Source organism: Stutzerimonas stutzeri (assembly GCF_009789555.1).
Taxonomy (GTDB): domain Bacteria; phylum Pseudomonadota; class Gammaproteobacteria; order Pseudomonadales; family Pseudomonadaceae; genus Stutzerimonas; species Stutzerimonas stutzeri_R.
Genome location: NZ_CP046902.1, coordinates 670,686 through 693,536 on the forward strand (window position 1 = coordinate 670,686; position 22,851 = coordinate 693,536).

At 64.2% G+C, this 22,851-nt stretch carries 24 protein-coding genes; 7 read left to right on the plus strand and 17 right to left on the minus strand.

From position 1 onward, the window contains the following. Positions 1–101: 101 nt before the first annotated feature. The 10 genes from mdcH to GQA94_RS03055 all read right to left on the minus strand — a co-directional run bounded on the left by mdcH (position 102) and on the right by GQA94_RS03055 (position 7,590). Positions 102–1,037 (minus strand): malonate decarboxylase subunit epsilon, encoded by a 936-nt coding sequence (mdcH, locus tag GQA94_RS03010; RefSeq protein WP_158186679.1) that lies wholly within the window; start codon positions 1,035–1,037, stop codon positions 102–104. Then, on the minus strand, positions 1,034–1,654 hold the full coding sequence (locus tag GQA94_RS03015) for a malonate decarboxylase holo-ACP synthase (protein WP_158186680.1): 621 nt from the start codon (positions 1,652–1,654) through the stop codon (positions 1,034–1,036). Before GQA94_RS03015 ends, mdcH begins: the two co-directional genes overlap by 4 nt. 75 nt (positions 1,655–1,729) lie before the next feature. Next, on the minus strand, positions 1,730–2,515 hold the full coding sequence (gene mdcE / locus GQA94_RS03020) for a biotin-independent malonate decarboxylase subunit gamma (protein WP_158186681.1): 786 nt from the start codon (positions 2,513–2,515) through the stop codon (positions 1,730–1,732). Further along, entirely contained in the window at positions 2,512–3,363 is an 852-nt protein-coding gene (locus tag GQA94_RS03025) for a biotin-independent malonate decarboxylase subunit beta (RefSeq protein ID WP_158186682.1), read from the minus strand. The genes mdcE and GQA94_RS03025 overlap by 4 nt, the downstream gene beginning before the upstream one ends. Continuing rightward, a complete protein-coding gene (locus GQA94_RS03030) occupies positions 3,356–3,655 on the minus strand; it encodes a malonate decarboxylase subunit delta (RefSeq protein WP_158186683.1) in 300 nt (99 codons plus the stop codon). Before GQA94_RS03030 ends, GQA94_RS03025 begins: the two co-directional genes overlap by 8 nt. Positions 3,656–3,657: 2 nt before the next feature. Then, the gene (locus tag GQA94_RS03035; protein WP_158186684.1) at positions 3,658–4,530 is read right to left on the minus strand and encodes a triphosphoribosyl-dephospho-CoA synthase; all 873 of its coding nucleotides are present in this window, start codon (positions 4,528–4,530) and stop codon (positions 3,658–3,660) included. Then, entirely contained in the window at positions 4,530–6,206 is a 1,677-nt protein-coding gene (mdcA, locus tag GQA94_RS03040) for a malonate decarboxylase subunit alpha (RefSeq protein ID WP_158186685.1), read from the minus strand. The genes GQA94_RS03035 and mdcA overlap by 1 nt, the downstream gene beginning before the upstream one ends. Positions 6,207–6,324: 118 nt before the next feature. Further along, complete coding sequence (locus GQA94_RS03045) at positions 6,325–6,762, minus strand: YqaA family protein (protein WP_158186686.1); 438 nt, start codon at positions 6,760–6,762, stop codon at positions 6,325–6,327. An 83-nt stretch (positions 6,763–6,845) separates the two neighbouring features. Continuing rightward, positions 6,846–7,088, minus strand: a complete 243-nt coding sequence (locus GQA94_RS03050; RefSeq protein WP_158186687.1) for a hypothetical protein — start codon at positions 7,086–7,088, stop codon at positions 6,846–6,848. 73 nt (positions 7,089–7,161) lie between these two features. Then, positions 7,162–7,590 (minus strand): DNA methylase, encoded by a 429-nt coding sequence (locus GQA94_RS03055; RefSeq protein ID WP_158186688.1) that lies wholly within the window; start codon positions 7,588–7,590, stop codon positions 7,162–7,164. Between the two features lie 376 nt (positions 7,591–7,966). Here GQA94_RS03055 and GQA94_RS03060 point away from each other — a divergent pair, with 376 nt between their 5' ends. The 3 genes from GQA94_RS03060 to GQA94_RS03070 all read left to right on the plus strand — a co-directional run bounded on the left by GQA94_RS03060 (position 7,967) and on the right by GQA94_RS03070 (position 11,522). Continuing rightward, positions 7,967–8,920, plus strand: a complete 954-nt coding sequence (locus GQA94_RS03060; protein ID WP_158186689.1) for a TAXI family TRAP transporter solute-binding subunit — start codon at positions 7,967–7,969, stop codon at positions 8,918–8,920. Positions 8,921–9,090: 170 nt separating this feature from the next. After that, positions 9,091–11,124: a TRAP transporter permease gene (locus tag GQA94_RS03065; RefSeq protein WP_158186690.1), complete on the plus strand. Its 2,034-nt coding sequence runs from the start codon at positions 9,091–9,093 to the stop codon at positions 11,122–11,124. After that, the gene (locus tag GQA94_RS03070) at positions 11,121–11,522 is read left to right on the plus strand and encodes a DUF1850 domain-containing protein (protein WP_158186691.1); all 402 of its coding nucleotides are present in this window, start codon (positions 11,121–11,123) and stop codon (positions 11,520–11,522) included. The genes GQA94_RS03065 and GQA94_RS03070 overlap by 4 nt, the downstream gene beginning before the upstream one ends. Before the next feature lie 40 nt (positions 11,523–11,562). Here GQA94_RS03070 and GQA94_RS03075 read toward each other — a convergent pair whose 3' ends face one another. The 4 genes from GQA94_RS03075 to GQA94_RS03090 all read right to left on the minus strand — a co-directional run bounded on the left by GQA94_RS03075 (position 11,563) and on the right by GQA94_RS03090 (position 16,875). Continuing rightward, complete coding sequence (locus tag GQA94_RS03075) at positions 11,563–12,747, minus strand: PepSY-associated TM helix domain-containing protein (protein WP_158186692.1); 1,185 nt, start codon at positions 12,745–12,747, stop codon at positions 11,563–11,565. Between the two features lie 68 nt (positions 12,748–12,815). Further along, on the minus strand, positions 12,816–15,299 hold the full coding sequence (locus tag GQA94_RS03080) for a TonB-dependent siderophore receptor (RefSeq protein WP_158186693.1): 2,484 nt from the start codon (positions 15,297–15,299) through the stop codon (positions 12,816–12,818). Between the two features lie 104 nt (positions 15,300–15,403). After that, the gene (locus tag GQA94_RS03085) at positions 15,404–16,360 is read right to left on the minus strand and encodes a FecR domain-containing protein (RefSeq protein ID WP_158190010.1); all 957 of its coding nucleotides are present in this window, start codon (positions 16,358–16,360) and stop codon (positions 15,404–15,406) included. Further along, positions 16,360–16,875 (minus strand): sigma-70 family RNA polymerase sigma factor, encoded by a 516-nt coding sequence (locus tag GQA94_RS03090; RefSeq protein ID WP_158186694.1) that lies wholly within the window; start codon positions 16,873–16,875, stop codon positions 16,360–16,362. The genes GQA94_RS03085 and GQA94_RS03090 overlap by 1 nt, the downstream gene beginning before the upstream one ends. A gap of 143 nt (positions 16,876–17,018) precedes the next feature. On the opposite strand from GQA94_RS03090, the gene GQA94_RS03095 reads away from it, so the two are divergent. Beyond that, positions 17,019–17,546 (plus strand): DUF3617 domain-containing protein, encoded by a 528-nt coding sequence (locus GQA94_RS03095; RefSeq protein ID WP_158186695.1) that lies wholly within the window; start codon positions 17,019–17,021, stop codon positions 17,544–17,546. A 42-nt stretch (positions 17,547–17,588) separates the two neighbouring features. Here GQA94_RS03095 and GQA94_RS03100 read toward each other — a convergent pair whose 3' ends face one another. Next, positions 17,589–17,945: an NADH:ubiquinone oxidoreductase gene (locus tag GQA94_RS03100; RefSeq protein ID WP_158186696.1), complete on the minus strand. Its 357-nt coding sequence runs from the start codon at positions 17,943–17,945 to the stop codon at positions 17,589–17,591. Between the two features lie 89 nt (positions 17,946–18,034). On the opposite strand from GQA94_RS03100, the gene GQA94_RS03105 reads away from it, so the two are divergent. Next, positions 18,035–19,000 (plus strand): CobW family GTP-binding protein, encoded by a 966-nt coding sequence (locus GQA94_RS03105; protein WP_158186697.1) that lies wholly within the window; start codon positions 18,035–18,037, stop codon positions 18,998–19,000. A 7-nt stretch (positions 19,001–19,007) separates the two neighbouring features. Here the strand turns inward: GQA94_RS03105 and GQA94_RS03110 are convergent, their stop codons facing one another. After that, positions 19,008–19,382 carry a DUF3301 domain-containing protein gene (locus tag GQA94_RS03110; RefSeq protein ID WP_158186698.1) on the minus strand — a complete coding sequence of 125 codons (375 nt, stop codon included), beginning with the start codon at positions 19,380–19,382 and terminating at the stop codon, positions 19,008–19,010. A 55-nt stretch (positions 19,383–19,437) separates the two neighbouring features. After that, positions 19,438–19,845 (minus strand): SMI1/KNR4 family protein, encoded by a 408-nt coding sequence (locus GQA94_RS03115; RefSeq protein WP_158186699.1) that lies wholly within the window; start codon positions 19,843–19,845, stop codon positions 19,438–19,440. 209 nt (positions 19,846–20,054) lie between these two features. On the opposite strand from GQA94_RS03115, the gene GQA94_RS03120 reads away from it, so the two are divergent. Continuing rightward, positions 20,055–22,313 carry an ATP-binding protein gene (locus tag GQA94_RS03120; protein ID WP_158186700.1) on the plus strand — a complete coding sequence of 753 codons (2,259 nt, stop codon included), beginning with the start codon at positions 20,055–20,057 and terminating at the stop codon, positions 22,311–22,313. A 13-nt stretch (positions 22,314–22,326) separates the two neighbouring features. Next, positions 22,327–22,812, plus strand: coding sequence for a response regulator (locus tag GQA94_RS03125; protein WP_158186701.1), 486 nt, complete (start codon positions 22,327–22,329; stop codon positions 22,810–22,812). Positions 22,813–22,851 lie beyond the last annotated feature (39 nt).

Consider the following 22,851-nt stretch of genomic DNA (forward strand, 5'->3'; position numbering starts at 1 on the left):
CCGCCAGCAGATACGGCGTGAAGGCGCGTGTTATCGAGGTCATTGTTGTTATCCATCGATCAGCCTGCGAGGGTGGCTTGCAGGCCTGGGTTGCACGCGGTTTATCGGCTGCGGCTAACCTCCTGACGCAACAAGGCGCCCAGTGTGTCGAGCCGGGCGCCGTCAAAAGCCGCCAGCGTACCCTGTTCGAATACCCGTCGCGCCAGTCCGGTCAGCACCGATCCGGGTGGCAATTCGATGTGCAACCGCACGCCGCGCTCGTAAGCGGTGCGCAGCGTGCCGTGCCAATCGACGACGCGGCACATGTTGAATGCCAGATCGTCGCGCAGGCGCTCGATCTCGAAAACCGGGCGCGCCGAAGAACTGCTCAGATAACGAATCCGTGGTGTACGCAGCGACACCCGGGCAAACGCGGCCGCCAGACGATCCGCCGGTACGCGCAACAGTTCGCAATGAGACGGCACACTCACGGCCAGACGGCATGCCGCCCCCGCCCCCAACGCGCGAGCACGACGACCGACCTCGGCCATGGCCGCCTCGCTGCCGGCGATCACCAGTTGGTTGTCCGAATTGATATTGGCCAGATGCACCGGCGACTGCGGCTGATGGACCTCATCCAGCAGCCGCTCGATGCTTGCCCGTTCGAGACCGAGAATGGCGGTCATGCCGTAGCCCTGTGGATAGGCGTCCTGCATCAGCTCGCCGCGCAGCGCGACCAGCCGCACGGCATCGCGGTAATCGAGTGCGTCGGCGACCACCGCAGCGGCGTATGCACCGATGGACAGGCCTGCCACGTAGTCCGGCGCCGGGCCGTCGCGCATCAACAACCTCGCACCCGCGACGCCAGCCACCAGCAGGCAGAGCTGTACGGCGCGGGTCGACGCCAGCGCCGCTTCGCTGTCGAGCTGGAGTGCATCCTCGCCGAGCGCTTCGCTGGCCTGTTGCAAGCAGTCGAGCACTTCCGGCTCCTGCGGCAAGCGATGCAACATGCCGGGCTTCTGGGCGCCCTGGCCGGGAAATGCAAACAGACTGCTCATGCTGCCTGCTCCGGGGCTTGCCAGGGATCACGGAGCAGACGCGGACCGTCATCGGCCTTGAGCATGACCCGCGCCGCGCCGCTGGCCCACTCGCGCAGCGCCACCGCGCCGAACGGGGTTTCCAATTGCATATCGACCCGACAGGAGGCGTCGTCGAGCCGCTCGCACAGCGCCCGAGCAGCGCTGATCGACAAGGGCTGCGGGACCCGCAGCAGCAGGTCCAGATCGCTCGCGGACGTGGCGACCGGCAGGCCGCTGGCGAGCTGAAAACCCACCGAGCCGGTGACGCCCCAGGCATGTCCACAGGCATCCAGCGACGAACGCAGCCTGCGCAATGCCTGAATCGCCGGCAGGTCATCAGCGGTCTCGCACGCACCCAATGCCTCCGGCGTCACGCGGCGGCGGATAGCCTCGACGGGCATCAGTGCCGCCAGACGCTGCTCCCGCGACGCACCCCGCAGCCCAACAGCGACCAGGCCGGGCGCCGTACGCGCGCGGCGCACAACCACCGGATGACCTGCCGAGAGCACGGCGATCGCCCATGCCGGAGCATCGATCGGCAACTGCTCGGGGCGCATGCCCCAGAGCAAATCATGGGGGCGTGGTGTGTCGTGCATGTGCAGCCTCCTCGTGATTGTTGTTATCGAGTCGCTGATGAATGGCAGGGGCAGTCGAAACCGCCTACGCGCGCCTTACCACTGCGCGCGCAGCCGTTCGCGCACCCGCGACGACGCTTCGCGATTCGGCGCACCGAGGCGACCGCGCAGGTCCGTGCTGCCGCCAATGTCCTCAACCGCCTTGCACAAGCAGTCGCGCACCCGCTCGAGGTCGTCGCCAGCAGGCTGCTCGATGTTCGCCACCGAGAGGGTTTCCCAGAGCAGGCCGAGGGTTGCGTAGTTGTCGATGTCATAGGCCATCGGCGGCACCGACTCGGCCAGCGCCTCGAGTTCCTCGACGCTGCGCAAGGTGATGCGCGCGGCAGCGGCCTTGCCCATCGCGTGCACCATCACGCCGGGATCGCGCAGGGCAATGATCCGCTGAGCCTGATACCCATGAGCAAGGAAGGCCCCGGACATGGCTTTGCCCACCAGCAGCGCAACCAGCGGATGCCCGGCCAGGCGTGCGCGGGCATAACCATCCACCGCACCCGCGAGTGCCTGATGGATACCCAGCGCTTCTTCGCGGCGTCCGTAGGCCTGACTCGGCACATCGACCACGGCGACCAGCACGCGCTTTTCAGCCTTGTCACGGTCCGCTTCGATGACCTCGTCCACGGCCTTGCCCAGGGCCCAGCCTTCGAGCAGGCCGACCTCGCCATTGCGGGCGCGGGGGAATGGATTCTCGGCATCCGGCACCACGGCGATATAGCGCGCGGCACGCTCGCCCAGCGCGCCGTCGACCACTTTTACCGAGGCCGGATAGCCCGCCTGCGCCTGACCACCGGCCAGGGCGTGCAACCAGTTCAATCCACGGCTCATTGGACTTCTCCTTCATAGAGGGCACGCACGGCGGCGGCGTCGAGTTGCGTGCGGGTGTCGGCGTCGGCCAGCCGCTGGAGGAACCAGGCGTGGCGGCGGCTGCGCGGCTGCACGGGTTTGCCGAGGGCGAACAGCTCGTGCAGTTGGTCGCGGATCGCATCGGCGTCGTCGGCGACGTAGGCGTCCACCAGCCCGCTGGCGTAGCGCTGCTCGCCGCCGGTCAGGCTCCAGATGAAGGGACGGTCGCGCGAATCGTATTCGTCGAGTCCGGCTTCCTGCTCGATCACCTGCGGGCCGTTGAGGCCGACGCGGGCTTCGCGGGTGACCACCAGATAGCTGCACAATCCCGCGGCGATGGACATGCCGCCGAAACAGCCGACCGAGCCGGCGACCACACCGATCACGGGCTGGTACTCGCGCAATTCGACGATGGCGGCCTGGATCTCGGCGATCGCGGCCAGGCCCAGGTTGGCCTCCTGCAGACGCACACCGCCGGTTTCCAGCAGCAGTACCGCGCGGGTCGGGATGCCCTTGCGGTTGTCTTCGGCGGCCAGCTCCAGCGCGCCTGCGATCTTCGCGCCGCCGACTTCGCCCATGCTGCCGCCCTGAAAGGCGCCTTCGATGGCGGCGATCACCGCCGGCTGGCCGTCGATGGTGCCCTTGGCCACCACCACGCCGTCGTCGGCCTGGGTGACGATGCCCTGCTTCGGCAGCCAGGGCGAGGTGACGCGATCGAACGGATCGAGCAACTCGCGGAAGCTGTCTTCATCCAGCAATGCACGAGCCCGCTGGCGGGCGCCGAGTTCGACGAAGCTGCGCGATTGCAGCAGACGGGCGACATCAGTCATGGCCGACCTCCTCCAGTCCTTGCTCAAGACGCAGGCGCACCACACCGGGGGTCGCGCCGAAATCGTGGATGTCGATGTTCAGTGCCGGCGGCGTCTGCTCGCGGAACATCCGCTCGAACAGTTGCTGCCAGCGCTGTTCGGCGCCGTTGACCGAAGTGACGACCTGGATCGCCAGCCTGCCGGGCTGGCCGGGTTCTAGCAGCACTTCAAGATCGCCCGAGCCGACCACGCCGACCAGGGCCTTGCCGCGAGCGGGTTGCCCGGCGGCGAATTCGAAAGACAGGGTTTGCATGATCAATGGCTCCCAATCGGCGCCGAGACGGCAGGCACCAGGCGGTCGAGGAATAAGGTGGCGGCGAGCAGGTCAGCCGCGCCGCCTGGTGAAGCGCGCAGGGCCAACATGTCGCGGTCAAGTTCGCGCAACTGTCGACGCCCATCGAGGCTGGCGCAGCCGCCGGCATCGAGCACGGCGCGAGCGCCCTGGCGCATGCGGTTCAGGCCTTCGAGCCCGGCACGGTGCAGCACACAGGTGTCGGTCAGTTCGGCCATGATCGCCAGCAAGGCATCGAGCCGAGCGTTCCGCTCGCCTGCGCCATGGCGGCGGCTTGCCCATAATTGCGGCAGACCGTGCTCGATGACGGCGGGAAAGCCGTGTTGCGCCTGTTCCCGTGCGCCGGGCACGCCATAAGTTCGGCAGGCCCGCGCACCGTGGCTGTCGCGATTGGCCGGAGCGGCAGGATCGCTCAGCCTGGCCAGGGCCGCCGCGCTGGCCGCGATTCGTCGAGCCCCGCAGCCAGCGGATTCCAGCATCGCCGCTGCCGTGAGCAGTCCCAGCGCCCAGATCGCGCCGCGGTGGGTGTTCACGCCGCCAGTGGCACGCAGCATGCGCGCCTCGCCGTCTCGCCCGAGTTGGCCGAGGGCTTCACGCAGCGGCTGATGGGGTTCGCCCAGGGTCTGCGCCACGTCGGCCATGGCTTTGAAGGTGGGCCACAGGGCGGTCGCCGACGCATGCATCAGGCTCAGGTTCAAATCGGTGTGCGCCCCGCTGCCCCGCCGGTCGACGAGGCCCGGCTTGGGCGACAGGTCGGCCTCGTCGATCAGCGCCTGCACCGCCTGGTCAGCCAGCCGCTCGGCCAGCGAAGGCCGTGTTGCAATGAGTGCGCTCATCACCAGCTCCTGAATTTCGCGGGCGGGTTGTAGAGCCCACCGGACCACTCCACCAGCTCGGCGATGCTCTTGGCGGCCAACAATTCGCGGGTGGCGTCGTTGCGGCGGATGCCGAGGTCTTCCGGCAGCGCAATCAGCCCTTCACGGCGCATGCGCTCGGTGTCTTTCGGGTTGTGGCGCAGACCGATGCTGGTGACGCCGGCGACCGCGGCGATCATCGCCTGGCGTTCTTCCAGCGAGCGCGCCTTGTACAGGTAGGCGATGCCTTCCTCGGTGAGCAGGTGGGTGACGTCGTCGCCATAGATCATGATGGGCGCCAGCGGCATGCCGCTTTTCTTCGCCACATCGACCGCATCGAGCTGCTCGACGAAGGTGGGTTTACCCCCTTCCTGGAAGGTCTCGACCATCTGCACCACGAGCTTCCTGCCACGTTCGAGCATGGTCACCGGGGCTTCGCCACCGGGCATGGCCATGTCCAGCCAGGCCGGTGTCGGATGCCGACGGCCACGCGGGTCGTGGCCCATGTTCGGCGCGCCACCGAAACCGGCCAGGCGACCCCGGGTGACGGTGGAGGAATGGCCATCGCCATCGACCTGCAGGGTGGCGCCGATGAACAGGTCCACCGCGTATTGACCGGCCAGTTGGCACATCATCCGGTTCGAGCGCATCGAGCCGTCGCGACCGGTGAAGAACACGTCCGGGCGCTGGGCGATGTAGTTTTCCATGCCCAGTTCGGTGCCGAAGCAATGCACGCTCTCGACCCAGCCCGTCTCGATCGCCGGGATCAGCGTGGGGTGCGGATTGAGCGTCCAGTTGCGGCAGATCTTGCCTTTCAGGCCGAGCGATTCACCGTAGGTCGGCAGGATCAGCTCAATGGCCGCGGTGTTGAAGCCGATGCCATGGTTGAGCGACTGGACGTTGTGTTTCTCGTAGATGCCGCGGATCGCCATCATCGCCATCAGCACGTGCACCGGCTTGATGTGACGGGGGTCGCGGGTGAACAGTGGCTCGATGTAGAACGGCTTGTCGGCGACCACGACGAAGTCGACCCAACTGGCCGGAATGTCGACACGCGGCAGATCGCGCGGGTCATCGACGATCTGGTTGACCTGAACGATGACGATGCCGTCCGAGAACGCGGTGGGCTCGACCAGCGCCGGGGTGTCTTCGGTACTGGGGCCGGTGTAGATGTTGCCCTCGCGGTCGGCGGTGAAGCCGGCCACCAGCGCAACGTTGGGGATCAGGTCCACCAGCAGCCGCGAATAGAGTTCGATGTAGGTGTGGATGGCGCCAACTTCCAGCAGGCCGTCTTCGAGCAACTGGCTGATGCGCAGGCTTTGCGGGCCGGCAAAGGAGAAGTCGAGCTTGCGCGCGATCTGTCGCTCGAACAGATCCAGATGTTCGGCGCGGCTGACGCTGGGCATGATCATGTGCAGGTCGTGCAGCTTGCCGGGATCGACCTGTGCCAGCGAGCGCGAGAGAAAATCCGCCTGCTTCTGGTTGTTGCCTTCGAGCACCACCCGGTCGCCCGGCGCGATCAATGCTTCGAGTGCCGCGACGATCTTGTCGCTCGGCAGAACCACGCCATCGGCGAGGCTGCGCACCTGATCGAGACGCCGGGCCTTTTCAGCGCGACGACGCGACCACTGCGGCGGTGGGGATATTGTTGTTGTCATGCTGACTCCACAGGTTTCCGCTTTGTGGAGCGCACAGTAGGGAGACGACCGGAGGGTCATCAATCAAGCGGGGATACGCATCGTTACGCTCAGGTTAACGGTTGTGCCCCAACGGGCCTTAGAACCAACCGAGGGTGACAGCCGCCAGGAGCAGGTAGCGCCCACCCTTGGCCAGTGTCACCAGCAGCAGGAAACTCCAGAGCGGTTCACGCAGGGTTCCAGCAACCACCGTCAGCGGGTCTCCGATGATCGGCACCCAGCTCAACAGCAACGACCAGCGGCCATAGCGGTGATAGCTGCGCTGGGCCTTTTCCAACTGCCGTGGGCTGACCGGGAACCAACGCTTGTGGCGCAGCCGTTCGATGGAGCGACCCAGCAGCCAGTTGACCAGCGAGCCCAGCACGTTGCCACAGGTGGCCACCCACACCAATGTCGATGGCGAGAAGTCGCTGCCGAGCAGCAGCCCGACGAGCACCGTCTCGGACTGTGCGGGAATCAGCGTGGCGGCGGCAAAGGCTGCGATGAACAGGCCGAGGTAGGCGGATAGATCGACCATGGGACTTTCGTTGGTTGAGCCGTGAATGACCCTGAGGCCGAGTCGCTGGCAAGTAAAAGGTGCAGTACCGAACCGAGCCCCGGTCAGCGCCCCGGCTGCGAGCGAAATCCCGGAACCGCGCTGGGGCCGCCCACACGGCCAGCCGGTTGCGTGCAGTTGAGATCGCGAAACGGCTGGCCGCTGAGCAACTCCCAACCGTGCCCGGGCGAGGTCTGTCGGCAGATAATGGTGCCGTCCGCCTTGCTTTGCCACTGGTAATAGGGTGCCGGAACTGCGACGGCCGCCAACGGCAGGGACAGGGCGAATGCGAGGAAGATGGCGCGCATGATGGGGTTTTCAGTGAGGGTCTGGCGCCACTTTAACCGGATCGGTCGTTGGTGCAAGCGTCTGCCTGCGCGCTCAGCCCCACAGCTTGCGCGCCTCGCGCATGAATATTTCTATGGTTTTCGGCCCAACCCCTTCGAATTCGGCCAGACGCTTCTCCAGCTCCTCGCGGCTTTTGCTCTGCTCATGGAGCGTGCCGAGCTTACCGCCGTAATCGCGGTCAAGCTTGTCGCACAACTTCAGCAAGCGCTCCGCCGTCGACTCGTCATAGCGCACGTAACGCGCCTCTCCAAGCATGCTCACCAGTTGCTGCCGGCTGCAGCTGCAGAGTTTGCGCGGCGTGTCGCGTCGATGCTTGATCACGATCACCCGATAGGCCTCGGCGGCGATGCCCTGCTGGATGCGTTTGCCGAACAGGAAGCTGGCGATGAACCACTTGAACAGCTCGCCTTCGCCCTGCTCGATGTCGATGCCGAGCGCCTTTGCGCTGATTTCCTTTGCCATGATGGACCTCGTTGAGCGGACTCACTCATGCGACGCCACGGCGCGCTTCGGGTTTCGCAGGCTTCACCAAACGGCCAAGGTAGGCGGAAATCCGCTTATCGCTCAGAGTAGATAGGCAGATTTTTGCCTGCCCGGCCCTTTCACCGAAATCGGAGCCCCATCCCAGAGCCCCTGGGGCCGATGGCACGGCTCGTGCTACACCTGTCGGGCCCGATGCGATCAAAGACAAGAAAAGCCGCACAGCGCACCCCGCTTTCCCAGCGAAAGCCTATTTGTGTGTCTCCGTCTTTTCTTGTTCGCCTGCAGCGCTATGGCTGCGGCTGATCGTCTATCGTCAGTGCTGCGAAAACCAATAACAACGAAACGGAGAAACACAATGAGACTGACCAAACACATCAGCCTGCTCGCTGCCGCAGCGGTCTTCACCGCCAGCACAGCCGCGGTCGCCGCGCCGACCTTCATCAATATCCTGACTGGCGGCACCAGCGGCGTGTACTACCCGATCGGTGTGGGCATCTCCCAGCTTTACAGCAAGGGCATCGAGGGTTCGAAAACCTCCGTCCAGGCAACCAAGGCCTCGGTCGAAAACCTCAACCTGCTGCAAGCCGGTCGCGGCGAGCTGGGCTTCGCGCTCGGCGATTCGGTTGCCGATGGCTGGAATGGCGTGGAAGACGCTGGCTTCAAGGCTCCGTTGAAGAAACTGCGCGCCATCGGCGGCAGCTATCCGAACTACATCCAGATCGTCGCCAGCAAGGAATCCGGTATCAAGACACTGGCCGACCTGAAAGGCAAATCGTTGTCCGTCGGCGCGCCGAAGTCGGGTACCGAACTCAATGCCCGCGCCATTCTCAAGGCCGCCGGCCTGAGCTACGAGGACATGGGCAAAATCGAATACCTGCCCTTCGCCGAGTCTGTCGAACTGATCAAGAACCGTCAGCTCGACGCCACCCTGCAATCGGCCGGCCTGGGCATGGCGGCGATTCGCGACCTGTCTTCGACCATGCCGCTGAACTACGTCGAGATTCCTGAAGACGTCGTCACCAAGATCAACAATGCCGCCTACCAGGCCGCGAAAATCCCGGCCGGTACCTACGACGGCCAGGAAGCCGACGTGCCGACCGTTGCCATCACCAATATTCTGGTGACCCATGAAGGCGTATCCGACGACGTCGCGTACCAGATGACCAAGCTGTTGTTCGACAACCTCGACCAACTGGGCAAGGCTCATTCGGCTGCCAAGGACATCAAGCTGGAAAACGCCACCAAGGCCCTGCCGATCCCGCTGCATCCGGGTGCCGAGCGTTACTACAAGGAAGTCGGCGCACTCTGAGTGCGCCTGGAGCGGCGAGCGCCGCTCCAATCCCGGTTCGCGGGTGCCTGGGCATTCGCGACCGATTCCCGAACCGACCTTTGCAGAGATGCTAGTAAAACCAGCGTGCGTCCACGGCAGGTTTTGTTAGCAGCTCTACGCGACCACGCTTTATCAGCTCGAGGCATTTCATGAGCGAATTACAACAAGAACAAGGCCTGGCAGGCAGTGCAGCCGATTGGCCAAAGGCACTGTTCTACGTTGCCCTGCTGTTTTCCACCTATCAGATCATCATGGCGGCGTTCCACCCGGTATCGAGCCAGGTCCTGCGCGCCGGACACGTCGGCTTCCTGCTGATGCTGGTCTTCCTGAACTTCCCGGCCAGAGGCACTGGGCGGCCCTGGCAGCCGCTGGCGTGGCTGCTGGCGCTGGTCGGGATGGGAACGGCGTTCTACCAGTGGTACTTCGAGGGCGATCTGATCCAGCGTTCCGGCGATCTGACCACGCTCGACTTCGCCGTCGGGGTGATTCTCATCGCCCTGGTCTTCGAGGCGGCGCGGCGGGTGATGGGCATTGCGTTGCCGATCATCTGCGGACTGTTCCTCGCCTACGGCCTGCTCGGCGAATACCTGCCGGGAGACCTGGCGCATCGCGGCTACGGCCTGGACCAGCTGGTCAACCAACTCGCCTTCGGCACCGAGGGCCTGTACGGCACGCCGACCTACGTGTCAGCCACCTACATCTTCCTGTTCATCCTGTTCGGGGCCTTCCTCGAACAGGCCGGCATGATCAAGCTCTTCACCGATTTCGCCATGGGCCTGTTCGGCCACAAGCTCGGCGGTCCGGCGAAAGTTTCGGTGGTGTCGTCAGCCTTGATGGGCACCATCACCGGCTCGGGCGTCGCCAACGTCGTCACCACCGGCCAGTTCACCATCCCGCTGATGAAACGCTTCGGTTACCGCGCCGCCTTTGCCGGTGGGGTCGAGGCGACGTCGAGCATGGGCAGCCAGATGATGCCGCCAGTGATGGGCGCGGTTGCCTTCATCATGGCCGAGACGATCAACGTGCCCTTCGTCGAAGTGGCCAAGGCCGCGCTGATTCCAGCACTGCTGTATTTCGGCTCGACGTTCTGGATGGTTCACCTGGAAGCCAAGCGCGCCAACCTCAAAGGCTTGCCGAAGGACCAGTGCCCGAGCGCCTGGGCCGCGGTGAAAGAGCGCTGGTTCCTGCTGATTCCGCTGCTGGTGCTGGTCTGGCTGCTGTTCTCCGGGCGTACGCCGATGTTCGCCGGAATCATCGGCCTGTCGCTGACCGCCATTGTGATCCTCGGCTCGGCAATCATTCTGAAGGTGTCTTCGTTCGGCTTGCGGATCGCCTTCTGGATCGCGCTGGGACTGCTCTGCGCGGCATTCTTCCAGCTGGGAATCGGCGTCATCTTCGGGGTCATCGGCGTACTCGTTGCGGTCTGCTGGTTCATCAAGGGCGGCCGCGACACGCTGGTGATCTGCATGCATGCACTGGTCGAAGGCGCCCGGCACGCGGTACCGGTGGGTATCGCCTGCGCCCTGGTCGGCGTGATCATCGGTGTGGTTTCGCTGACCGGCGTGGCCTCCACATTCGCGGGCTACATCCTGGCCGTCGGTGAGAACAACCTGTTCCTTTCGCTGGTGCTGACGATGCTGACCTGCCTGGTGCTCGGCATGGGCATCCCGACGATCCCCAACTACATCATCACCAGTTCGATCGCCGCGCCGGCGTTGCTCGACCTTGGCGTGCCGCTGATCGTTTCACACATGTTCGTCTTCTACTTCGGCATCCTCGCGGACCTCACGCCACCGGTGGCACTGGCCTGCTTCGCTGCCGCGCCGATTGCCAAGGAGCGCGGGCTGAAGATCAGCATGTGGGCGGTACGGATCGCGGTGGCGGGATTCGTGGTGCCGTTCATGGCGGTGTACAACCCGGCGCTGATGCTGCAGGGCGACAGCCTCTGGATGACGGCCTATATGCTGGTCAAGGCCTCATTCGCCATCGGTCTCTGGGGCATCGCCTCGATCGGCTACCTGCAGCGGCCATTGGCCTGGTGGGAACGGTTGCTGGGCTTCGCCGCCGGCGCAACGCTGATTCTGGCCATGCCGATCACCGATGAGATCGGCTTTGCCATCGGTATCCTGCTGCTGGCACAGCACATCGTGCGGGCCCGTCGTGCCGGTCCGGCGCTGGCGTGATCGGACTGTGCCTGGGACTGGCCGGGGTGGTGTGGGCGCAAGTACCCACCGCCGATTTCACCCTGGCCTGGACCCACACCATCGAGAAGATTCGCTGGGAAGAAGATTACCGCGTGACGCCGAGCGGGCTGCTGCTCGGCGAAGCACGGGTCAAGGGTTCGGGTGCCGGGATGGAGATTCCCGAAGGCGCCGAACTGCGTGACGGCACCTGGCACTACCAGCGCCAGCTTCCGCCGTTGCAACCGCTGCGTGTGGGGCGAACCCCCGAAGCAGGGGATTACCAACTGTGCTATGACCAGCGCTGCCATGCGCTGAGCGAATGGCTCGGTCCGCCAAAAGCGGAGCAGCCTGCGCTGGACCTCTGGAGTTGCGCCTCGCCAGCGCACGGCTCTAGCTGAGCGACGGCCGGTTCTCCGGCCGCCTCATCCTCAGGCTACATCAGCTCGTTTCCAGTAACGCGCCTCGCCGTACGATCGCCGCTCTGCGCGCGCGCAGCTTGCGCCACCAGATCACCACGCCGGTGATCGACAGCACGGCAATCGCGACCCCCAGCAGTGCAATCAGGATGCGTCCCGGCAGGCCAAGTATTCGCCCGCCATGGATCGCCGGCTGCAACATGTGGAACTGCTCGCCCAGGGTGCCCTGCCCGGGTATCTCCTGCCCCAGCAGGCGATTACCGTCACTGCCATGAAAGAACAGCCAGGCATTACCCTGATCGCTGTCGTGATCACCGAAACCGGCCCCGTAGAAGTTGTATTCGAAGCTGTAATACAGCTCGCCGATAGGCTCGCTCAGACCCAGCGTTGCGGCGTGCTGCATGGCGAAGTCGTAGGCCCGATGGAAGTCGTACTGGGTTACGCCGAGTGCCTCGCTGGGCAACTTGCCACGCGCCTCGTAGACGCTCGGGGCGACCGGCGAGAACAGCGACACCACCGGTTTGAATACCTGTTCGGGCAGGTTCATCGCAATACTGCTGATCGCCACGGGCGTGAGCAGCAACCACAACCAGAGCCCGCCGGCGCGATGCACATCGTGGTTGAGGCGCTGACGCTTGATCTTCCAGGCCGTCCACCATTTGCCGAAAAACGGCCTTCCCCGCGGAAAGGTGAGCACCAGCGAGACGAAGCAGTCGAGCGTCCAGAAAATCGCGACGATGCCCATCAACCAGAGGCCCCAGTTCCCCGGCAACGTCAGGTTGTAATGAAATTCCAGCATGAACGGCACGAAGTTCTGGCGTGAAAAGCAGCACTCGCCCCAGTAGCGCGTACCGACCCGTTCGCCGGTCACCGCGTCGAGATAATGCACGACCGGCTTCTCCTCGAACGGCTTGCCGGTGGCCGGATCGTTGCGCGGCACCAGGGCCATCAGCGCCGCATGTCCCGGCTCGTCCGGGAACTCCATGTACCAGACCTGCATCCGCGGATTGGCCTGTTCGACGCGCTCGACCAGCGTACCCGGCGCCAGCACCGGGCCTTCGCTGGTGGTGTGGTAGAACGCAGGGTTCAACCACTCGTCCAGTTCATGGTGGAAGGCCAGGATACTGCCGGTAATGCCTGCGAGAAACAGGAACAGCGCGGTCGCCAGGCCGATGTAGCGGTGCACGAGAACGAGGGTGGAGCGCATCGTCGGGGTTCCGTTTTTCAGAAAGCAAAAAACCGCCGGCCCGTCGAGACCGGCGGCGGCGTTACGGATCAGAAGTCGTAGGTCACGGTGGCCATGACATTGCGCTCCTCGCCGTAGTAGCACTGGTTCAGGCTGTTGCACGCGGCCACGTAGGTTTCATCGGTGAGGTTGTTGAGATTCAGGCGCACGCCCACCCCCTGCAAGCCCACGCGCGACAGGTCGTAGCCGAGCATCGCGTCATACAGCGTGTAGGACGGGATACGCAGCGTATTTTCAGCATCGGCCCAGCTCTTGCCGAAGTAGCGCGCACCGCCGCCCACCTGCAGGCCGGCCAGCGGGCCCAGATCGAAGGTGTAGTCGGCCCACAGCGACGCCATGTTCCGCGCTACGGCGTTGGGTGTGTTGCCGCGGTTGTTGACGCCTGCGGCGCCGGTGAAATCCTTGGAGTACTCGACATCCATGTACGTGTAGCTGGCGATGACGTTGACCTGCTCGATCGGACGCAGGCGGGCTTCTGCCTCTACCCCTTTGGAGGTGAGTTCGCCCACGGCCCGGTAGAAGTTCTCGTTCGAGTCCTTGTTCGCCAGGTTGGACTGCTTCAGGTCGAAGTAGGAAAGGGTGTAGAGGTCATCGGTACCGAGCGGCTGATACTTCAGGCCCACCTCATACTGCTCGCCTTCGGTGGGGTCCAGCAGGGCGATGTCGTAGACCCCGGGCGCAACCTCATTGTAGGCGGCCGTTGCGTTCGGATTGAAGGATTCCGAATAGCTGACATACGGCGACAGACCATTGTCGAACGCGTAAAGCACGCCGACCCGGCCAGTGAACTGCTCAAGCTTGGCGCTATCGCTCTGGTCACCGTAGCTGGCATCGGCCGTATGGTCGAACGAGACATCCACCCAGTCCTGCCGCATCCCCAGCGAGAAGCGCCAGTTGCCCAGGCTGATCAGATCCTGAACATAGAGACCGGTCTGTTCCAGCTCGCGTGTCTCGTCGTACTGATGGTAGAACACCGGGCTGCCGGCACCGACGGCCCCGGTATAGGGGTTGATTGCGGACAGGCCATAACCGGCGTCGTAGTCGACCTTGGTCTTGCGGCGCTGATAGTCGAGGCCGGTAACCACGGTGTGGCTCATGGCGCCGGTGTCGAAGAGAAACTGCAGTTGGTTGTCGATCGTCCAGGCGTGCAGCGCCTCGTCCGCACCGGTGTAGTAGCGCAGCAGTTCGTCCGGAGTCGCGTAGCCGTACTGGTAGACCTGCCCCGACTTCACCGTGGAGTCGAGGTATTGGAAATTCTGCCGTGCCGACAGGATGTCGTTGAAACGGTGCTCGAGCTGGTAGCCGACCATCTGCTGGTCGCGCTCGAACTTCTCATAGTCTTCATCGCCTTCGAAAAAGCTGCGCGAAATACGCTGGCCGTTGTGCGACGTCACCGTGCCATCGGCCGGCAAGCCGCCGTGGTATCCGCTTTCCGGATCCTTTTGCAACATCGCCAGCAGGGTCAGCCGGGTGTCTTCGGTGAAGTCGACGCTCACCGAGGGCATGACCGCGTAGCGTTGTTCCTCGATGCCATCGACCTGGTTACCGGCATCCTTGGCCACCCCTGCGAGGCGATAGGCGATCCGCTCGTCATCAAGCGGCCCGGTGAAATCGAACGCGGCCTGCTTGTAGTCATTGCTGCCGTAGGAAAACTGCAATTGCCGCCGGGTCTCGTGCTGCGGCTTCTTGGTCGTCATCGCCACCAGCCCGCCCGGCAGGCTGCGCCCGTAAAGCACCGATGATGGCCCCTTCAGAATGTCGATGCGCTCGACGAAGTAAGGGTCGACCTGCAGGCTGCTGTAGGTACCGCTATCGCCCAGCAGCTTCTGGCCATCCAGATAGAGGTTGTCCACCGAACCATCGGTGATGCCACGCATGGCGACATAGTCATAGCGGGTCGTCGCCCCGTAGGGCGAGCTCATCAGGCCGGGCGTATAGCGAACCGCCTGGGCGATCGAACGTGAGCCCTGGTCTTCGATCTGCTGGCGGGTTACCACCGAAACCGTCTGCGAGGTCTCCACGAGCGGCATGCTGGTCTTCGTTGCCACGCTGCTATGGGTCGCGTTGTATCCCTCCATCTCACCGAGGGCGTTACCCAGGGCGAAGCCTTCCACCACCATGGGCTTCAGCTCGACCGTGCGCGCCTGCTCCGAGCGCGGTGCCAGCGAGTAGGTGCCGCGCTCGTCGCGCACCGCCTGCAGCCCGCTGCCCTGGAGCAAAGCATCGAAGCCGTCCTCGACGCCGTACTGGCCCTGCAGGCCGCCGGACCGCTGCCCTTCGATCAGGCGCGCGTCGACCGACAGCATCACCCCGGCCTCGCCGGCAAAACGGCTGAGCGTGCTGGACAGCGGGCCAGCCGGGATATCGTAGCCCCGCACCGATTGCTGGCTGGCGGACTGCGCCATGGCCATCGGCGCGGTTGCAAGCGCAGCCAGCGGCAGGCAGAGCAGCGCGGCACGAACGGCCTGGGCGAGTGTACTGGGGCGGCGGAACGGGAGAACGATGGGGCGCATGGATCATCCTTTTTGCAGAGGCAAAATCGTGGATCGTTTCCGTTATGCCCCGCGACATCAGAAAAAGGGAACTGCAACCGAGAATTTTTTACATTCGTATTAAATCAGGCGGCGTTCGGCTCCGAGGGTTCGAGGCTCACCCACCAGGGCAGGCGTCGATTGATACGAAGCGCCAGTGTGTCGGCCAGTACCTGGAGCACCCGCTCGGTGTCGGCCAACGGATAGGCACCGACCACCCTCAGGCCGGCCACGCGGGGGTCGCAACCCAGATAACCCTGGCGATAGCGCGCCAGTTCGGTGACGAACGCGTCCAGCCGCATGTTGTCGGCCAGCAGCACCCCGCCTGCCCATGACTGACGACCTGGCTGGGCGGCGCGCTCGGGCTCGAGCCGATGGCGGTCGAAGCTGACCTGTCGGCCGCCCGTGACGGTATGCCAGCGGGATCGGTCGGCGAGCTGGATGTCCACTGCGCCATCGAACACGCTGAGCTGGATACGACCATCGCCTTGCAGCACGGAAAATCGGGCGGGGTCGTTCGCCCGCAGGCGGCCCTCGCCCGTATGCAAGCGCAGCGGGCGAGGTTCGGCCACCGCCTGCATCAGCAGTTCACCGCGATACAGCGAAAGCGTGCGGGTTCGCGCTTCGAATCCGATGTCCACCGCGCTGTCGGTGTTCAGCCACAACTGCGAGCCATCATCGAGGCGCCAGTGGCGAACTTCACCGACCGCCGTGCGCTCGTCCGCGGCCCAGCTGCGCCAGGGCATCGCACCCGCGGCGAGTGCCAGGGCACCGCCGCCGCACAGGATCGACAGCGTTTTCAAGGCGTGCCGGCGGCTTGACGGCCTGGGGCGCAACAAGGCTGTCGCAGCCGGACTGAACGGGTCGCCGGTCAACGGTCCGAGGCGTCCACTGATTCGCTCCACGCGCCGCCAGGCCTGAGCATGCTCAGGGACCGCCAGCCAGGCACGCCAGGCCTCGCGGTCGGCTTCGTTGACCGAATCCGACTGCAGCACCGCGAACCACTGGGCCGCAGCCTGCAGTACCTGATAGTCGAGGCCCATCATTCGTCCTCGGCCAGCGTCAGGCAATGCAGCATGGCCTGCGCCATGTACTTCTTGACCATGCGCTCGGTGACCTCAAGCTCAGCGGCAATCGCCGCATAGGTCATTCCACTCAACTGTGACAGCAGGAACGCCCGACGTACCCTATGCGGCAGCCGCGCCAGCATCGCGTCGACCTGCATCAGCGTTTCGACGATCAATGCCTGGGATTCTGGCGAAGGCGTGACCGCCTCCGGCTGCTGGGCGAGAGAATCGAGATAGGCTTGCTCGATCTGCTTGCGCCGCCAGTGATTGATCAAGAGCCCCCTGGCAATCGTGTGCAGATAGGCGCGCGGCTCTCGGATAGCGTCGAGTTGGGTGTCCTTGGCCAGCAGCCGCACAAAGGTGTCCTGCGCCAGATCAGCGGCCTTATGGCTGCAGCCAAGCTGCCGGCGCAACCAGCCGTTCAACCAGCCCTGGTGATCGACATACAGCCGATGCACCCATTGTTGCCGGACCATACCCTCGGTCGCCATGGTCGTTGCCCTCACCCTACGAGACGCTAATGCTAACGCTTCTCATCCACTTAGCGCTATGGCGATGACTGCCGATCGGCCGGCATGCTTTCGGATTTTTCTGGCTGGACTAGGCTTTGATGACATCGACCTGGAGTCCCGCTATGAAATACACCGTTTCGCTTTGGGCTGCCGCGCTGCTGCTCACCGCCATTCCTGCCCAGGCGCTGGAGATGCTACCCGGGCTGTGGGAGTTCTCCAGCGACAACATCGAAGTGGATGGCATGCAGATGCCCGGGATGGCGGAGATGGTCGAGCAGATGAAAGGGCTGCCAGCGGAGCAACGGCGCATGGTGGAGCAGACGCTAGCCTCCCAGGGCGTCGAGCTGGGGGCCGGCGGCGTGCGCATGTGCTTGAGCGAGGCGCAGGTGAAATCGCGTCAATTGCCGTTCCAGGACGAACCCGGCTGCAGCCAGACGCTCGATCAGCAGACCGAGACTCACTGGTCCTTCAGTTTCCAATGCCCCGACGCCAAGGGCCAGGGCGAGACCCGGCTGATCAGCGAGCGTGAGGTGACCAGCGTGATCGAGAGCGATTACCGGGTCGGCAACCAGCAGGGCAGCAGCCGCATGCAGTCACGCGGAAAATGGCTGGGCGAGGATTGCGGAGCGCTGAAACCGAGGCAGCCGTGACGGGGTTTCACGTGGAACGTCGAGCGCCACGATAGCGCCCCGCTACTCCGTCGCCCATTCGCCACCGCTGTTCTGCTCACAGGCCGGCTCGAGAAAGCGCGCATCGCTGGCCACGCCGTAATAATGGATGTCTTGCCGGTAGGGCATGTTGGACACCTGGGCGTTACGGCAGATGCCGAAGGCGCCGCCGGGACAGTGCTCGACGAATGTGACCTCTACCTGTTGATCCTTCAGCTGCGGCTGGCAGAAGCCGGCCCGGAACAAGCCCGACGGGATCGTGCGGTTCTGCTGGCAGAGCCGGACCTCGATCCGCTCATCCTGGCTATGGATAACGCAACCCTCGGCCCAGGCCTGACCGAGAAGGCCCAGCGACAGCAGCGCAAAGCAGATTGAACGCATCGAATGGCACCCCAGTTTTTCCGCGCGACTCTATCATGCAGGCGCTGAAATCGCTTCCAACCCGCCCTCCGAATGAGCACCATGGCCGCATGCTCACCCAGATACCCACACACGTCATCCACGGGCCGCTCGGCGCCGGCAAGACCAGCCTGCTCCGTTCGCTGCTGGCACAGAAACCAGCAGACGAACGCTGGGCTGTACTGGTCAACGAGTTCGGCCAGATCGGCCTCGACGCCGCCCTGCTGACCGGCAACGACGCGGGCATCAGCCTGGCCGAGGTGGCCGGCGGCTGCCTGTGTTGCGTCAATGGCGTGCCGTTCCAGATTGGCTTGAGCCGCCTTTTGCGCAAGGCGAAGCCCGACCGGTTGCTCATCGAACCTTCAGGGCTCGGCCATCCCGTCGAGCTTGTCGCACAACTGGGCGCGCCACCGTGGCACGGTGTCCTCGCGTTACAGCCGAGCGTCGCCGTGCTCGATGCAGGACTTCTCGCGAGCGGTCAGGCACTGCCGCCCGCCCAGCAACAGGCGCTACCGCACAGCGGCTTGATTGTGTTGAACAAAAGCGAGGCGCTCGATCAGGCAGACCGCCAACGCGTCATCATGCGTTTGCCTCCGCTGCCGATGCGCTGGACGTGCCAGGGCGAGCTGCCCATCGCCGTCCTGCCGGGCATCGACACACGCGCCGAAGCCACCGACCGCGTCCAGCCACTTCCTGGCGCCACTGCCGGGACGGCCGGTGACGTTTGGCTGGACCCGCGCCGGCCGTTCTGCCAGAGCCAGGGGAACCCGGACGGCTGGAGCATCGGCTGGCGCTGGCATCCCAGCCAGCGATTCGACCTGAAGCGCATCGTGCATTGGCTCGCAGGGCTTGACTGGCGTCGAGCCAAGCTGGTGCTGCGCGGGCCAGACGGCTGGTATTCGGCCAATGCGCTGAATCGCGAGCCACTCGCGTTCATGCCGAGCGAGTGGCGAAACGATTCAAGGCTTGAACTGATCTTTGCCGAGCCCCAGGACGAAGCGCGGCTGAAGGAGCTGATGGACGCCTGCCGCCTCTAGCGCAGGCTCACTCGTTGCGACGACGCCAGTCGTCCATCTGGATGACACGGCCGGCATCAGGCGGCGCGTGAAAAGGATGCGCGTCCATCTCGATAGGTCCAGGGCGAGCGCCGAACATTACGACGGTGCCCTGATGCCGCTGCTCGCCCGTGACCGTGAACTCGAAGCCATAGATTCGCGCGAATCGGCGCTGCCCGCGAGCGTCGCGGATCAGTCCGAGGCGACGAAAAGCGACATTGCCGTCGAGCAGTTCGACGTCCATCTTCGCGCAGTGGCGCCGCACCGCCGCCAGTGCCCGCTCGCGGATGCCATGCGAATGCCAAAACCAGGCGGCGACCCCCACCATTAGCAGGAAAATGAACAGGTTACCGAGCGTCAGCATGCGCCGTGCGCCCTGCTCTGGCGCAACGCCGCTGGCCCAGGCGACCGCGGCACGCTCAACTTTCCAACCAGACGTCGCGCGCCCAATGCCATACGCTCTCCCAGCTCTCGTCGGTGAGTTCATGCTCGTCGCCATCGAACAGCATGACTTCGCCTTCAAGATCGACTACATAGTAGTCGGGCCCGTCCTGGCAGATCGGCAGCAGGTCCCGAGCGACCCCTGCATCCCAGGCATTGGCGGCGACTTCAGGCAGGTAGGTATGCGACTGCGGATCGACGGCGGTCACGGGTTCGAGCCTGCCATAGACGACGTCGCTGACGGTCAACAGGAACTCGCGCAGGCCGAACGGCAGGTTGATCAGCAACTCTTCCTCGACCTCCACCAGACGATCGTCGTCCGGCAGTTCCAGCGGCACCGGTACCGGTTCGTTGAGTTCACGCAGTTGCTCGATCACTTCTTCCATGACAGTCCCCCTTCTGCAGTCGTCAGGAATGCGCCGTTTATACAAGCCCGCGCATTGGCTAGCCAGTACCAGTCGCGCTAAAGTGCGCGACCGCTCAGGAAAAACCGCTTCCCGCCGCGCCCAGGCGCAACGATGCAGGCACGGACCTGATAATCGCACGAGCGTCCGCTCGCCGCGTTCAGCCCGCTTGGGCTCGACCAGGAGATATCGTGGCATCCTCCAACGACCGCGACAGACTCGAGCAGGCCGTCGCTCTATGTGGTGAAGAACCCATCCACATCCCCGGCAGTATCCAGCCTCACGGGTTTCTGCTGGTGCTCCACGAACCCCAGCTGACCATTATCCAAGCGAGTGAAAACGTATCGCAGTGGCTGGGCGTGGACGCGCACGCGCTGCTGGGACGCCCGCTTACCGAACTGATTGGCGAATGCGGCTTCGCCGAACGCCTGGCTGCGCTGGCCGAGGATGACCACAATCCGTTCCACCTCAGCGATATCAGCTTCAGCCTGCCGGAGCGCGCCGACCCGCCATCGTTCGCCCTGATGGCGCACCGTTATGATGGAAGGCTCATCGTCGAGTTCGAGCGCGCGGGCAGTTCCGGAAAGGCCTACGACACCCTGTATCCGCTGATGCGAACCTTTGTCGTGCAATTGCAGGAGGCCCAGGATCTTGAACTGATCTGCCAACTGGCCGTACGCGAAGTCAAGCGCATCACCGGCTTCGGGCGGGTCAAGGCTTATCGCTTCGATGCTCAGGGCAACGGGCTGGTACTGGCCGAAGAAGCCGATGACGGGTATCCGCGCTACCTCGGGCTGCATTTTCCGGCCTCGGATATTCCGCCGCAGGCGCGCCAGCTCTATCGCAACAACCTGATCCGCGTGATACAGGATGCCAATTACCAGCCGTGCCCCCTGGTCCCGCCGATCAATCCGGACACCGGTCGCCCGCTGGACCTGAGTTTCGCCTCGCTGCGTAGCGTGTCGCCGGTGCACCTGCAATACATGCGCAACATGGGCACGCTTGCATCGATGTCCATTTCGATCGTCATTCAGGGCGAGCTGTGGGGCATGATTTCCTGCCACGACGCCTCGCCGCGCGCTGTGGGCTACCAGACCCGTACGGCGTGCGAACTGTTGGGGCGCATCCTGTCGCTGCAGATAGAAGCCAAAGAGGCGGCCGCGTTGGCCCAGCGCAAACTGGAACTGCGCCGGCAGATCGTCGACATGCTTTCGGCCATGGCTGACAGGGACAGCGTCGTTGAAGGATTCAAGAGCTTGCCGGCGGTTGTGCTCGATTTCGCCAGTGCCAACGGCGCCGCGATCGTCTCTGGCGATCATCACGAAACCGTCGGCGAAACCCCGCCCCCCGCGCTTCTGGCCCGACTGACCCTGTGGTTGTCACAGCAGCACGAGCGCCTGGTGTTCAGTACCGATTGCGTGACGCACGACATCCCGGCCGTGCCTGAACTGGCCGAACACTGCGCAGGACTGCTGGCGATCTCGATTTCGCGCCTGCATCCGCACTACTTGCTCTGGTTCCGCCGGGAGCAGATCAAGACGGTGAACTGGGCCGGTCAGGCCGACAAACAGCGCGACGATCAGGGCGGGCTCACTCCTCGCGACAGTTTCGAAAGCTGGCGCGAGACGGTTCGCGGCTATGCGCGCCCCTGGCAGGAAGTGGAAATGGAAGGTGCGCTCGAACTGCGCACCGCCGTGCTCGGCATCGTCCTGCGCAAAGCCGAGGAAATGGCCCAGCTCGCCGGCGAGCTGCGTGAAAGCAACAAGGAGCTCGAGTCGTTTTCCTACAGCGTCTCGCATGATCTGCGCGCCCCCCTGCGGCATATCGCCGGCTACGCGGAGCTGTTGGCCGAACTGGAGGGCAGCAAGCTGAGCGACCGCGGTATTCGCTTTCTGGACAACATCAGCGATGCGGCCCGTTTCGCGGGCACGCTGGTGGATAACCTGCTGAGTTTTTCCCAGATGGGCCGCGCGGCCCTGCGCCTGTCGGACGTCAACCTCCATGCGCTGGTCGAATCCATTCGTCGGGAACTGGCGCCGGACTGCGAAGGCCGGCAGATAGAATGGCAGGTCCGGGCAATGCCTGTGGTCGTGGCCGATGCTGCTTTTATCCACATGGCTCTGCGCAACCTGATCTCGAACGCCATCAAATACAGCCGCACGCGCGAACATGCCACGATCGAGATCGGGGCCGAACAACGCGCCGAGGAAACCATCGTCTACGTCCGCGACAACGGCGTGGGCTTCAACATGCAGTACGCCAACAAGCTATTCGGTGTCTTCCAGCGTCTGCACCGGATGGAAGAATTCGAAGGCACCGGAATCGGCCTGGCCAGCGTACGACGTATCGTCGAGCGCCATGATGGGCAGGTTTGGGCAAACGGTGAAGTCAACCAGGGCGCGACGTTCTTCTTTTCGCTGCCCAGGCTCACCTATGCGTCATCCAATTAGTACGGGACCTTTGATGCTCAAACCGATTCTTTTGGTAGAAGACAATCCTCACGACCTGGAGCTGACACTGGTCGCGCTCGAGCGCAGCCAGCTGGCCAACGATGTGATTGTCATGCGCGACGGTGCCGAGTCACTCGATTACCTGTTGCGTCGCGGCGAATATGCCCATCGCGCCGATGGCAATCCGGCCGTGCTGTTGCTTGACCTCAAGCTGCCCAAGGTGGACGGCCTGGAGGTGCTGAAGACCGTCCGCGAAACCCCGGAACTGCGCAGCATACCGGTCGTGATGCTGACGTCCTCGCGTGAAGAGCCCGACCTGATGAAGGCCTACGAACTTGGGGTGAACGCATACGTGGTCAAGCCGGTCGAATTCCGGGACTTTGTCGCGGCTATTTCCGACCTAGGCATCTTCTGGGCTGTTCTCAACGAGCCACCACCGGGTTCGTTTCGGCTAAAGCGCCAACGCCGCGGTGCGCCGGGCGACGAGGAGCCAAGCTGAAAGGCAGCTCCGAACGACTGGGCCGCCGTCTTCTATCAA